The following is a 13,330-nucleotide window of genomic DNA, read 5'->3' on the forward strand; positions in this document are numbered from 1 at the left end:
CTGTCATGAAACCGCGAAAAGCGCGCCCTAGCGGGCGCTGCTTGTCGCTGACGGGTCACTCTGAGAGCGACTCCCGCACGCTTTGGCAGCGGCTTGCCAGGTAGCGCCGCGAGAATTCGCCGGCGGTGACCGGCCTGCCCAGTAAAAAGCCCTGCAGCCGATCGACATGGTAGCGGGCCAGGGCCAGGCGCTGGGACTCGCTCTCGACGCCCTCGGCCACCACGGCAAGCCCCAGCTCGCGGGCCATGCCGGTCACCGCGGCGACGATGGCCGCGCTGCCGCGACGGGCCTCCTCCAGGCGCTGGACGAAGCGACGGTCGATCTTGAGGGTGGTCACCGGCAGCTCCTGCAGGTAGCTCAGCGACGAGTAGCCGGTACCGAAGTCGTCGATGGCGATATCACAGCCCAGATCGCGCAGCCCCTGAAGAATCGCCACCGCCTGCTGTGGTTTGTCCAGCAGGGTGCTTTCGGTCAGCTCGAAGCCCACCAGGCCGGGCGGCAGCTCATGCTCGGCGAGCAGCTCGGCCACCCGGGCGGGCAGCTCCGCCTGCCAGAACTGGCGGGCGGAGAGGTTGACGGCCACCGGCACCGGCGCCAGCCCTGCCCGACGCCACTGGGCGAGTTGGCTACACACCTGCTGCAGAATGCGATCGCCCAGCGCCGCCATCAGCCCGGCGCGCTCGGCCAGGGGGATGCAGTCGCCGGGCGGGATCGCGCCGAGCACCGGGTGGTGCCAGCGCAGCAGCGCCTCGGCGCCGCAGGGGGTATCGTTGCCGGGCGCGAACAAGGGCTGATAGTGCACCTCCAGGCCTTCGCCGGTCTCCACGGTGTTGCGCAGCGCTGTCTCGAGGATCAGCTGGTGGCTGTCCTGGTCGTTCATCTCCGCGCGGTAGAGGCGATAGGCGTTGCGCCCCTCCTGCTTGGCGCGGTACATGGCCATGTCGGCACAGTGGATCAGCGCCTCGGGTTCGTCGGCATCGTCGGGGTAGAGGCTGATGCCCAGGCTGCAGCCGACGCGAAACGCCTGATCACCCAAAGTGCAGGGCTCGCTGACCGCCTCGATGAGCCGGCGGGCGATGCGGGTGACCTCCTCCACCTCCTCCAGGTCGGGCAGCAGGATCAGGAATTCGTCGCCGCCGAGCCGCGCCAGGGTGTCGTCCTCGCGCAGCCGGTGGCGCAGCCGTTCGGCCACCAGTACCAGCAACTCATCGCCCACCCCGTGGCCCAGGCTGTCGTTGACCTGCTTGAAATGGTCGAGGTCGAGAAACAGCACCGCCAGCCGGGTGGCATTGCGGTGGGCGTGGCGGATCGCCAGCTCCAGGCGATCCTCCAGCAGGCGCCGATTGGGCAGCTGCGTCAAGGGGTCGTAGTAGGCCAGCTTGCGGATGCGCTCCTCGTTCTCGCGGATATGGGTGATATCGTTGAACAGCGCCGCATAGTGGGTCACCTGCCCTTCGTCGTCGGTAATGGCGGTGATGGTCAGCAGCTCCAGGTAGAGCTCGCCGCTCTTGCGCCGGTTCCAGATCTCGCCCCGCCAGTAGCCGCAGCGGTCGAGGGCCTCCTGCATCTGACGATAGAAGGCGCCATCATGACGCCCCGAAGAGAGGATCGCCGGGGTCTTGCCCAGCGCCTCCTCCAGGGTGAAGCCGGTCATGTGGGTGAAGGCCGGGTTGACGAACTCGATGCGGCTCTTGGCATCGGTGATGATGATGCCCTCCAGCGAAGAGTCGATGACCCGCTCGGCCAGCTGCAGGTTCTGGCGCGACTGGGCCAGGGCGTGGTCGCGCTGCTCCAGGGCGGCGCGCAGGTCCTGCATGTAGAGGTGCTCAGCGCCGGCCAGCATGTCGCGAAAGCCCAGCAGCCCCACCACGCTCCCGTCGTCGTCGAGCACCGCCAGATGGCGCACCCGCTTGCCCAGCAGCCGGTCGCGGGCCGAGATTAAAGTGTCGTGCTGGTGCACGGTGAGCAGCGGGCGACTGGCCAGCTCGGTGACCGGGGTATCACCGGGATAGCGTGCCACGCAGCTGACCAGGTCGCGCTCGGTGAGAATACCGAGCCCCTCGCGCTCGCACTGCACCACGGCGGCATCGCAGCCGGACTGGCGCATGCGCCGGGCGGCCTGGGAGAGCAGCAGGGCCCCCTCCAGCAGCAGCGGGCAGCGGCGCATGGCGCCGTGCACCTCGCGCAGGCGCAGGTAGGGTTCCAGGCCCTGATTCAGGGCCACGTCGGTCTGGGTGACGATGCCCACCGGGACCTCTTCGGCGTCGACCACCAGGTAGTGGCGGCGCTGCTCGGCGCTGAAGCGCAGCGCCGCCTCGCCCACCGGCGTGTCGGCCGGCAGGGTCGCCACCGGCCGGCTCATCGCCTCGCGGATCGGGCGGCGCACGGCATGAGGGTCGGCGAAGTTCACCGCCAGGGCATCGTGCTCGGTCCATATCCCCAGCGGCTGGCCGGCCTTGACCACCAGGATCGAACTGCACTGTCGCTCGGCCATGCGCTCCGCCGCGGCAAACAGCGGGGTCTCCGGCTCGCAGGTGAGAAGCCCGGTTTGCATGATGCGCTCGATGGGAAGCTCGTGACTCATGGGGCCTCGCTGACGGCAGAACTCACAGGAATGGAAGGCTGATACAGATCAAGACGCCATGATCCTAGCCGATACGGCACAAGATTTCCGCTACTGCCCCACGCATACCACCCACATACGCCTACTCCCCCCATGCTGCCTACGCGGCAGAGGGCACTGTTCGGCGCTTCAGCAGGTGGATTCGGTCGCCGGGTCAGCCAACGCCGGGGGCTGCGCTGCCGGCTGGTCCGCCGCCAGCGCCCGGCGCGCCGCAAAGCGCTGCTGGCGGTCGACCCACTCCTTGCCGTTGCCGCCCTGGCGCAGCGCAGAGATCGCCACGGTCAGGGTCTCGACCTGGGCGGCCAGCAACGTGCCCAGCGACGCCGAATGCGAGACCTGCTCGGCGGTCTCGCGCGTCACGGTGTCCATCTGCACCACCGCCTCGTTGATCTGCTCGAGTCCCACCGCCTGCTCCCGCGAGGCGGTGGCGATCTCGCGGATCAGGCCGTCGATGCTGGCCACCGCTTCCACCACGCCGCGATTGTTGGCCTCGAGCTGCTCGATGCGCTGCTCGCCGTCGCGAACATCGGCCAGGGTGCCGTCGATCAGTCGGCGAACGTGGTCGGCCGACTCCGCCGAACTCTCCGCCAGCCGCCTCACCTCCTGGGCCACCACGGCGAAACCGCGACCATGGACTCCGGCTCTCGCGGCTTCCACCGAGGCGTTGAGGGCCAGCAGGTTGGTCTGGAAAGCCAGCGACTCGATGGCGTCGATGGCCTGGGTCATCTTGCCGGCACTGCTGGCGATCTGCTGCATGCTCGCCACCAGCCGGCCCACGTCCTGGTCGCTTTCGCCCACCGCCCGATGCGCCCGCTCGGCCTCGCGCTCGGCCTGCTCGGTGTTGCCGGCGTTCTGGTGCACGGTGGCGGTCAGCTCCTCCATGCTGGCGGCGGTCTGCTGCAGCGAGGCGGACTGGCGATGGGTCCGGGCGGCAAGCTCGCGGTTGTCACGCTCGAGATCGCCGGTCTCGCGCTCGACGATTCCCAGGGTGTGGTGGATGTCCAGGGAAATATTGGCCAGGCTGCGCTGCATGATGGCCAGAGCCGTGACGACCTCGCCCATGCCATCGCCGTTGACCTTCGGTGGCTTCGCGGCCAGGTTGCCGGCGGCCACCTGCATGGCGAAGCGACGGGCCCGCTTGAGGGCGCCGTCCAGTCGAGTCGCGCTGTAGGCGGCCATCGCCACCACCGCCAGGCCACCGAGCAGCTGGCCCGGCCAGCCGATGGCTCCGGCGCCAAGGATCGCCAGCAGCGCCGTCGACGCCATGAGCGCGATGATGACCTGGACGCCCCCCAGCCGGAGCCCGGCTAGCCTGCCCAGCACGCCGCCTTGCCGAATCTCCCCGCGTACCAGGCGAATTCCGCGGCCCCGACCTTCCCGTAGGCGGCGATAGACGCCCTCCGCCCGCTTTTTGGCGCCGGGCGCGGGCTTGACCCGTACGGAGGTGAAGCCCTGGATCTCCCCTTCTTCCAGGATCGGCACCACATGGGCGTGCACCCAGTAGAAGTCGCCATTCTTGCGCCGGTTCTTGACCAGCCCCGACCAGATCTCGCCGGCCTCGATGGTTTGCCACAGGTTGGCGAAAGCGGCCTCCGGCATGTCCGGGTGGCGTATCAGGTTGTGAGGGGAGCCGATCAGCTCCTCCCGGGAAAAGCCGCTAACCTCGACGAAGGTCGGCGACGCATAGGTGATGCGCCCCTGCATGTCGGTGCGTGAGATCAGGTTCTGGTCGTCGCGTATCTCATACTCTTGGTCGGTGACCGGCTGGTTATGTCGCATCGTTTCCCTGCTTATTTCTTATGTGATGATGAGCGGTCGAGCGTTACCGACCGACATGACACGCTAATGAAGGAAACCGGCATCAAACATGACGCTGGTCAATGTCTCCCCACATCCACGATTCTTCAACCAAGGCAGCAAGCGATTTGCTCACCAACCGAGAAGGTTCACGCTTGCTGGAGAAGAGAACCAAAGTCTTCATAGGCAAAGCCCGAGCATCAGACTCAGAAATTTGATGTGCATCAATTTACCCGCCAACACCTCCCCAACCTCCTAAAGCCGCCCATTCAGCGGTCGACATCTAGTTCAGCTGCCACGCGCCTCGTGGCACCCTTGCACCGCTCTGGGGAGACGCTCCCGATGACCCGACTGCTCCACCGCATCAACATGGGCTGGAAGTTCCTGCTGGCCCTGTCACTGCCGTTGCTGGCCATGACCTGGTTCGCCGCTACCGGCGTACTGGAACGCCAGCAGCTGGCGACCAACATGGCCGACCTCGAGGAGATGACCCGCATCTCTCAGCGGGCCGGCAACCTGATCCACGAACTGCAGCGGGAACGCGGGATGACGGCGGGGTTTCTGAGCAGCGGCGGCGAGAATTTCCGCAACGGCCTGCCGGATCAGCGCCGCGCCACCGATGGCCAGCTCGAGACGTTCCAGCAGTACCTGAACAACCTCGACCTGGTGGCTCTGGATGCCCGCCTGGCGGCGCGCATCGACGACACCCTGGACCAGCTGGCCGCCACCGAGGCGCTGCGCCAGCGCATCGACGGCCTGGCGATACCCACCGGCGAGGCCATCGCCCACTACACCGCCATCAACAACGCCCTGATCACGGTGATCGGCCGCATGACCCTGGCCACCGAGGAGGCCGCCGTCTCCAGCCGGCTAACCGCCTACTACAGCCTGCTGCAGGCCAAGGAGCTAGCCGGCATCGAGCGGGCAGTGCTCTCCGGCGCCTTCAGCGCCGACGCCATGGAAGCGGCCACCTACCAGCGCCTGCTGACGCTGGTCGGCCAGGAGGCGGCCTATCTCGAGAGCTTCGACACCCTGGCCACGCCCGCCATGCGCGAGCGGCTGCGCGACATCGCCGCGAGCCCCGAGGTCGAACGCGTCACGCCTTTGCGGGAAATCGCCATTGCGCGGGGCACCGAGGGCGGCTATGGGGTAGATGCTCAGCAGTGGTTCAACTGGCAGACCGACAAGATCGATCTGCTCAAGGAGGTGGAGGACGCGGTGGCCGAGGATGTGCTGGCCACGGCGATCAGCCTGCGCAGCAGCGCCTTCGGCGACCTGATTCGTCATCTGGTGGTGGCGGGCCTGGCCGGGGGCCTGGCGGTGCTGCTGGCCGCGATCATCGTGCGCAGCATCGTGCTGCCGCTGCGCGACACCCTCACGGCGATCCGCCGCAGCAGCGGCGATCTCACCCTGCGCCTGGCGGCGCCGGGCAGCGACGAGCTCGCCCAGCTCTACCGCGCCTTCAACGAGTCAACGGCCAACTCGGAGCTGCTGGTCGCCAACATCAAGCAGGGCGCCATGTCGGTGGCCGTGGCCAGCAGCCAGATCCACCAGGGCAACCAGAACCTCGCCCAGCGCACCGAGGAGCAGTCCTCGTCGCTGGTGGAGACCGCCTCCAGCATGGAGCAGATGACCGCCAGCGTGCGCCAGACCGCCGACAACGCGCGCCAGGCGCAGGGGCTTTCCGACCAGGCCGCCAGCGAGGCGACCGAAGGCAGCAGCGTGGCCTCGGAGGCGCGCACCGCTATGACCGAGATTCATGCTGCCAACCGCGAGGTGACGCGTATCGTCGAGGCCATCGACAATATCGCCTTCCAGACCAACCTGCTGGCACTCAACGCCTCGGTGGAGGCGGCCCGGGCCGGCGAGCACGGCCGCGGCTTCGCGGTGGTGGCAAGCGAAGTGCGCAAGCTGGCCAGTCGCAGCGCCGAGGAAGCGGAGCAGATCCGCCGACTGATCGACAACAACGTGGCGCGCATCAACGCCGGCGAAAAACTGGTCAACGCCACCAGCGACACCCTGGAGTCGATCTCGACTCGGGTTCAGCAGGTGGCCGACATCATCGCCGAGATGTCGAGTGCGGCCGGCGAGCAGTCGTCGGGCATCGAGCAGATCAATCAGGCGATCAGCCAGCTCGAGGAGGTCACTCAGCACAACGCCACCCTGGTCGAGCAGGTGGCGGCGGCCAGCCGCTCGCTGGACGGCCAGGCCGACGACATGACCCGGCTGATCGCTCGGTTCAAGGTGGGCGAGTCGCCCCGCGGGGAGCCGGTGCCGATGCAGACGCTGGAACACCTGACGGAACGGGTGCCGGCCTATGAGCAGTAGCCGTTGCCACGTCACCAGCATACGCAACGAATCGCGGCGGCAAGTGCGCGTGACAAGCACCTGCTAAAGTATTGCGTGCGACCGGCCGATAGGGATAGCAGGGAGTGATCGGCAACACGCCGATCTTCAAGGGCAAACAAAAAAGGAAGCACACCATGTCATCGCCATTGACAGACGCCACCAGCACACTCAGCACATCAGCGCTTCACGACATGACGCCGCGGGAGCGCAAGGAGTCGGTGATCGCCTCGCTACCTACCGCCGGCACCCAGCTCGCCCAGGCGGAGAGCCATGCCCAGGGACCCGGGCCGGCGGACCTGGTGGAGCCTATACAACGCATCAACGAGGTACTGCGTCAATACGGGGTAGAGTTCGAGATCAACGAGATCCCGTCGCGGGTGGTGACCCGTATCATTGACCGGGAGTCCGGCGAGGTGCTGCGCCAGATTCCCGCCGAGGAGGTGCTGGAGATTGCCGAGCGGCTCAACGAGCTGCAGGGGCGGCTGATCGATCTGGAGGCCTGATCCCCGAGAGCGTCCCCCGAGAGCGTCCCTTGGCCAGACAAGGGATGATGCCCCTGCACGTCAGCCAGCCGGGCCGTCAGACCTGCATGTTCATGACATCACGATAGGCGCTGACCAGGCGGTTTCGTACCTGCATGCCCATCTGAAAAGCCACGCTGGCCTTCTGCATGTCGACCATGACATCGTTGAGTTCCACGTTGGGGTCACCGGCCTGAAAGGCCATGGCCTTGCTGCTGGCGGTTTGCTGCAGGCGATTGATGCGCTGGATCGACGCTTGCAGCTCCCCGGCGAACCCCCCTGCCCCACCAGGGAGGAGACCTGCTGGCCTTTGGCAGCCTGCCCGCCGGCCTGTGTGGCCATGGCCTGCATCTGGGCTAAGGTCGACTGGATGGCAGGTGAGCTCATGATATTCGCCCCTTTGGGTAGATGTCAGCCGCTTGGCTGCAGAAAAAGCCATATCTGGACGTCTGCCACAGGCTACCAGCCACTCCCCTCTGGCCATATCACCAAAAGGCAGGAAAAAACTGGGCTTTTCCTGCCTTTGGCATAGACAACAGTTCGCATAATGGCGTCCATCAGAGTTACGCCCGGTGAGGGCGAACCGAACGCGATGAACGGATAGCACGCAATGCATTCTTCCACCACAAGCAGGGTTCACGAGACTCATGCACGCTACTGGGGGCGCGCATGAGCAATGGCGCCGCGACGCCGGGTAAGCAGGACACCCCCTCTCAGCCATCAGTCGGCAATGTGATGGAGCGCGTGCTCGAGCCACTGCGCAACAATCCGCTGGTGGCCGTGATGATCGGCGGCGCCGCCTTCATCGCCATCGTCGTGGCGCTGCTGATGTGGGCGCGCGCGCCGGAGTACCGAGTTCTCTACAGCAATCTCAGCGAAGCCGACGGCGGCAGCATCATCAACGAGCTGGACAGCCGCGGCATCCCCTACCGCTTCAGCGACGGTGGCCAGGCACTGCTGGTGCCCGGCGACCAGGTCCACAATCTGCGCCTGCAGCTGGCCGAGCAGGGGCTGCCCCGGGGCGGCAACGTCGGTTTCGAGCTGATGGACAACCAGGCCTTCGGCATCAGCCAGTTCGCCGAGCAAGTCAACTTCCAGCGCGGCCTCGAGGGGGAGCTGTCGCGCTCCATCGAGTCGCTGGGCCCGGTGTCCCGCGCCCGGGTGCACCTGGCCATGGCCCGTTCTTCGGTATTCGTGCGCGACCGGGAGCCCGCCAAGGCCTCGGTGGTGGTGACGCTGCAGCCCGGTCGCGTGATCGGCGACGGCCAGGTCAGCGCCATCGTGCACATGGTCTCGAGCAGCGTACCGGACCTGGCCACCGAGGACGTCACGGTGGTCGATCAGAACGGGCGGCTGCTGTCGATGCCCAGCGCCAACGGACGCGACCTGGACGGTACTCAGCTCGACTACGTGGCCGAGGTGGAGCGCTCCTACCAGCAGCGCATCGAGAACATCCTGATCCCCATCCTCGGCGCACAGAGCGTGCGCGCCCAGGTCGCCGCCCAGATCGACTTCTCACAGCGCGAAGAGACGTCCGAGCGATACGGCCCCGACCAGCCGCCCAACGAGGCGGCGGTACGCAGCCGACAGTCGAGCCTGAACTTCAACGCCGGGGACGACCTGGCCGCCGGGATCCCCGGCGCCCTGAGCAACACACCCCCCGGCGCCGCGCCCTCCCCGATCAACCTCACCCTGGCCGAAGGCGAGGATGGCAACGCCGAAGACGATGCGGCCCAGGCCGAGGAGACCGCCGTCCAGGCGATCAACAACCTACGCCAGGACGACGTGATCAACTATGAAGTGGATCGCAGCATCGAGCATGTCCAGCATCGCCGCGGACGGGTCGAACGCCTGTCGGCAGCGGTAGTGGTCGACTATCGTGAGGAGCAAGACGAGGACGGCGTCTGGCAGCGGGTACCGCTCAGCGATGTCGAGATTGCCCAGCTCGAACGCCTGATCCGCCAGGCCATGGGCTTCTCTCAGGCCCGAGGCGATGAAATCGAAGTAGTCAACAGCCCCTTCACCCGCGAGCCCGAGGAAGGCGAACTGCTGGAGTGGTGGCAATCTCCGGAGATTCACTCGCTGGCCCTCACCTTCGGCCGCTACCTGCTGGTAGCACTGGGGATTCTGCTTGGCTACCTGCTGATCCTGCGCCCGCTGATCAAGCGCTACACACAGCAGCCGGCGCTGCCCGCTGCCACCGGTCCGGGGTCTGCTCTGCAGGTGCGAGTCGGCGACGACGAGACCGAGTCCGCCGAGGCGGACGCTTCGCAGGCCGAAAGCGACGTGCAGCCTTATACCAAGCCCAAGCGCAAGCGGAAGTCGTCGGCCTATGAGGACCATCTCCAGGAGCTTCGCGAGCTGGCCCAGGACGACCCACGCATGATCGCCATGATCGTTCGCAGTTGGATGAACAAATGAGCACCGACAAGACCATGAGCGGCAAGCGCCGCAGCGCCATCCTGATGCTGGCCCTGGACGAGGACAGCGCGGCCGAGGTGTTCAAATACCTCGACCCCAGAGAGATTCAGCAGCTGAGTCTGGAAATGGCTGAACTCGGCCAGGTCTCTCATGAGGACATGCAGCAGGTGCTCAAGGAATTCCACCGGGAAACCGAAGAGTTCATCGCCTTGAACCTCAACTCCAGCGATCACATTCGCTCGGTGCTGACCAAGGCGCTAGGCAGCGAGCGTGCTACCAGCCTGATCGAAGACATCCTGGAAACCCAGGGCAGCAGCAGCGGCATCGACTCGCTGAACCTGATGGAAGCGCCCATGGTGGCGGAGCTGATCCGCGACGAGCACCCGCAGATCATCGCCACTATCCTGGTTCATCTGGAGCGCCACCAGGCCGCCGACGTGCTGGAGCTGTTCGACGACAAGCTGCGCAACGACGTGGTACTGCGGATCGCCACCTTCAGCGGCGTTCAGCCCGCCGCGCTGCAGGAGCTCACCGAGGTGCTGTCGGGCATGCTCGACGGTCAGAACCTCAAGCGCAGCAAGATGGGCGGCGTAAGAACTGCCGCCGAGATTCTCAACCTGATGAACTCCAACCAGGAAGAGACCGCCATCGAGACGGTGCGCGCCCACAGCGAAGACCTGGCACAGAAGATCATCGACGAGATGTTCCTGTTCGAGAACCTGCTCGACCTGGACGATCGCAGCATCCAACTGGTGCTCAAGGAGATCGATACCAACTCGCTGGTGGTGGCCCTGAAGGGAGCCCCCGAAACGCTCATGGAAAAATTCCTGCGCAACATGTCGCGGCGTGCCGCCGACCTGCTGCGAGAGGACATGGAGGCGCGCGGCCCGATCCGCGTCTCTCAGGTGGAAGCCGAACAGAAAGCGATCCTGCAGGTGGTACGGCGCCTGGCCGACGCCGGCGAGATCGTGCTGAGCGGCGGAGACGATACCTATGTCTGACGGCAAGCCGGATCACGCCGAGCGCTACGCGCCCTGGCGGCGCTGGCAGATGGGCGAGCTGGAGACCGCTCGCGCCCGGCCGGAGGGCGAGCGCCAGCAGGCCAGCGCCGCTCAGGCTGCGAAGCGTCAGCAAGCCCGCCGTCAGGCCGAGTTGGACGCCCTGCGCGAGAAGATCATTCAGGAGGCCCGCGAGGAAGGATACCAGGCCGGCTTCGAGCAGGGGCGTCACGAGGGTCAGGCACAGGGCTTGCAGGAGGGGCGCAGCCAGGCCGAAGAGGAGCTGGAAAAACGCACCCGCGAGTCCCTGGCACCGCTGACGCCGCTGGCCGAGCAGTTTTCCGAGGCCCTGGCGGCGCTGGACGAGTCGATCGCCGACGAACTGGTGGAGCTGGCACTCGCCACCGGCCGCCAGCTGGCCGGGGAGGCGCTAAAATCGCGCCCTCGTCAGGTCCTGGAATTGGTGCGTGCACTGCTGCACACCGAGCCGCCGCTGACCGGCCAGCAGCGGCTCTGGCTGCATCCCCTGGATCACAAGCTGGTGGAGCAACATCTTGGCGAGGAGTTGGCGGCGGCGGGCTGGACGCTGCAGCCCGATGACCAGCTCAGCCGCGGCGGCTGCCGCGTGACCAGCGCCAGTGGTGAACTCGATGCCACCTGGGAGAGCCGCTGGAAGAGCGTCAAGGCCCAGGTGCGTCGCCGCCGCCCCGCCACTCCCCCACCGGAAAACGACTGACGAGGCGCTTTCGCACATGCTCGACACCCTGGCACAGGCCAACAACCCCCATCAGGCACGCTGGCAGCAAACGCTGCAGCATGTGCGTGAGCGGGTGGAGAGCGTGCCCGGCTACCGCACCAGCGGGCGGGTGTTGCGGGCCACCGGGATGGTGATCGAAGCGGTAGGGCTGCGCGTCGCCCTGGGCAACGCCTGCCGCATTGAGCTGCTCTCCGCAGGCGGGCATGAGGCGCCCCGCTACGCCGAGGCCGAGGTGGTCGGCTTTGCTGGAGAGCGGCTATTCTTGATGCCACTGTCGGAAGTCAGCGGCCTGATGCCCGGGGCCCGGGTCTTCCCGCTGGGCGACGGCCCCGACCACGCCGCCCGGCGTTTCCCGCTCGGCACCTCGCTGCTGGGCCGGGTGGTGGATGGTAACGGTCAGCCGCTGGACGGCCGAGGACCGCTGGAATCGGCACCCCGCGCTCCACTGGCCACCCCGCCGCTGAACCCGCTGGCCCGCGCTCCCATCGAGGAGCAGATCGACGTTGGCATTCGCGCCATCAACGCCCTGCTCAGCGTCGGCCGCGGGCAGCGCATGGGGCTGTTCGCCGGCTCCGGCGTGGGCAAGTCGGTGCTGCTGGGCATGATGGCCCGCTATACCGGCGCCGACGTGATCGTGGTCGGGCTGATCGGCGAGCGGGGCCGCGAAGTCCAGGACTTCATTGACAACATCCTGGGCCCGGACGGACGCCAGCGCGCCGTGGTGGTGGCCGCGCCGGCCGACACCTCGCCGCTGCAGCGCCTGCAGGGCGCCGCCTATGCCACGCGGCTGGCGGAAGACTTTCGCGATCAGGGGCAGAACGTGCTGCTGATCATGGATTCGCTGACCCGCTACGCCATGGCCCAGCGCGAAATCGCCCTGGCCATCGGCGAGCCGCCGGCCACCAAGGGCTATCCACCGTCGGTTTTCGCCAAGATTCCCAGCCTGGTGGAGCGCGCCGGCAATGCCGAGCGCGGCAAGGGCTCGATCACCGCCTTCTATACGGTCCTCACCGAAGGCGACGATCAACAGGATCCCATCGCCGATTCGGCCCGGGCGATACTCGATGGCCATATCGTGCTCTCGCGCACCCTGGCCGAGGCCGGCCACTACCCGGCCATCGATATCGAGGCCTCCATCAGCCGCGCCATGACGCACATCATCGACGAGTCCCAGCTTCAGCTGACCCAGGCCTTCAAGCAGCTGTTCTCCCGCTATCAGCGCAACCGCGACCTGATCAGCGTGGGCGCCTATACCCCGGGCCATGACCCCAAGCTCGACGAGGCGGTACAGCGCTACCCGAAGCTTGAGGCCTTCCTGCAGCAGCGCATCAATGAGAATGCCTCCATCCAGGCCTCACGGCAGGCCCTCGGTGATACCCTAGGAGTCCGGCAATGAGTGCAACTTCGCAACTCGGCATGCTCAGCGACCTGGCCAGAGACGCTCGCGACCAGGCCGGCCAGCTGCTGGCCGGAGAGCGCCGGAACGAGCAGCAGGTGGCAGCACAGCTGGAGTCGCTGTCGCGCTACCGCCTGGAGTATGCTCAGCGTCTGCAAACCGCCATGCGCGACGGTATCGACCCCGCCAGCATGCACAACTACCAGCAGTTTCTGGCATCGCTCGATGCCGCACTCGACCGCGCTCGCCAGGCACTGGCCGATCAGCGACAGCGCGTTCAGCAGACCCAGAAGCAGTGGCAGCAGGAGCAGAAGCGGCTGTCCGCCTATGACACCCTTGCCTCGCGCCGCCATGCCGAACTGCAGCGACAACAGGATCGGCGCGAACAGCGCAGCAGCGATGAACTAGCGGCCGGGCGACTGCTTCGCCAGCGGGCCAACCAGTACGATTCGTGATCCGAATCGGGAG

9 protein-coding genes and 1 pseudogene are annotated in these 13,330 nt (G+C 66.7%); 7 read left to right on the forward strand and 3 right to left on the reverse strand.

Annotation, left to right across the window (positions count from 1 at the left end):
- Positions 1 to 55: 55 nt before the first annotated feature.
- Together ACSJDS_RS13780 and ACSJDS_RS13785 are read right to left on the reverse strand one after the other, a co-directional pair.
- A complete protein-coding gene (locus ACSJDS_RS13780; RefSeq protein WP_473033773.1) occupies positions 56 to 2,584 on the reverse strand; it encodes an EAL domain-containing protein in 2,529 nt (842 codons plus the stop codon).
- A gap of 168 nt (positions 2,585 to 2,752) precedes the next feature.
- Entirely contained in the window at positions 2,753 to 4,402 is a 1,650-nt protein-coding gene (locus tag ACSJDS_RS13785; RefSeq protein ID WP_473033775.1) for a methyl-accepting chemotaxis protein, read from the reverse strand.
- A gap of 360 nt (positions 4,403 to 4,762) precedes the next feature.
- Here ACSJDS_RS13785 and ACSJDS_RS13790 point away from each other — a divergent pair, with 360 nt between their 5' ends.
- Positions 4,763 to 6,748, forward strand: coding sequence for a methyl-accepting chemotaxis protein (locus ACSJDS_RS13790; protein WP_473033776.1), 1,986 nt, complete (start codon positions 4,763 to 4,765; stop codon positions 6,746 to 6,748).
- A gap of 155 nt (positions 6,749 to 6,903) precedes the next feature.
- Positions 6,904 to 7,272 (forward strand): flagellar protein FlaG, encoded by a 369-nt coding sequence (locus ACSJDS_RS13795; protein WP_473033777.1) that lies wholly within the window; start codon positions 6,904 to 6,906, stop codon positions 7,270 to 7,272.
- A gap of 76 nt (positions 7,273 to 7,348) precedes the next feature.
- On the opposite strand, the pseudogene fliE reads toward ACSJDS_RS13795, so the two are convergent.
- Positions 7,349 to 7,677: pseudogene (fliE, locus tag ACSJDS_RS13800) on the reverse strand (flagellar hook-basal body complex protein FliE).
- A gap of 282 nt (positions 7,678 to 7,959) precedes the next feature.
- On the opposite strand from fliE, the gene fliF reads away from it, so the two are divergent.
- Genes fliF through fliJ form a run of 5 tightly spaced genes read left to right on the forward strand, consistent with a single transcriptional unit; the run spans position 7,960 to position 13,317 of the window.
- Entirely contained in the window at positions 7,960 to 9,711 is a 1,752-nt protein-coding gene (gene fliF, locus ACSJDS_RS13805) for a flagellar basal-body MS-ring/collar protein FliF (RefSeq protein WP_473033778.1), read from the forward strand.
- Positions 9,708 to 10,712, forward strand: a complete 1,005-nt coding sequence (fliG, locus tag ACSJDS_RS13810; RefSeq protein ID WP_473033780.1) for a flagellar motor switch protein FliG — start codon at positions 9,708 to 9,710, stop codon at positions 10,710 to 10,712. Before fliF ends, fliG begins: the two co-directional genes overlap by 4 nt.
- Positions 10,705 to 11,445 (forward strand): flagellar assembly protein FliH, encoded by a 741-nt coding sequence (locus ACSJDS_RS13815; protein WP_473033782.1) that lies wholly within the window; start codon positions 10,705 to 10,707, stop codon positions 11,443 to 11,445. Before fliG ends, ACSJDS_RS13815 begins: the two co-directional genes overlap by 8 nt.
- A gap of 16 nt (positions 11,446 to 11,461) precedes the next feature.
- Positions 11,462 to 12,862 carry a flagellar protein export ATPase FliI gene (fliI, locus tag ACSJDS_RS13820; RefSeq protein ID WP_473033783.1) on the forward strand — a complete coding sequence of 467 codons (1,401 nt, stop codon included), beginning with the start codon at positions 11,462 to 11,464 and terminating at the stop codon, positions 12,860 to 12,862.
- Complete coding sequence (gene fliJ, locus ACSJDS_RS13825) at positions 12,859 to 13,317, forward strand: flagellar export protein FliJ (RefSeq protein WP_473033785.1); 459 nt, start codon at positions 12,859 to 12,861, stop codon at positions 13,315 to 13,317. The genes fliI and fliJ overlap by 4 nt, the downstream gene beginning before the upstream one ends.
- Positions 13,318 to 13,330 lie beyond the last annotated feature (13 nt).

It is taken from the genome of Halomonas sp. SL18_1, assembly GCF_055755715.1.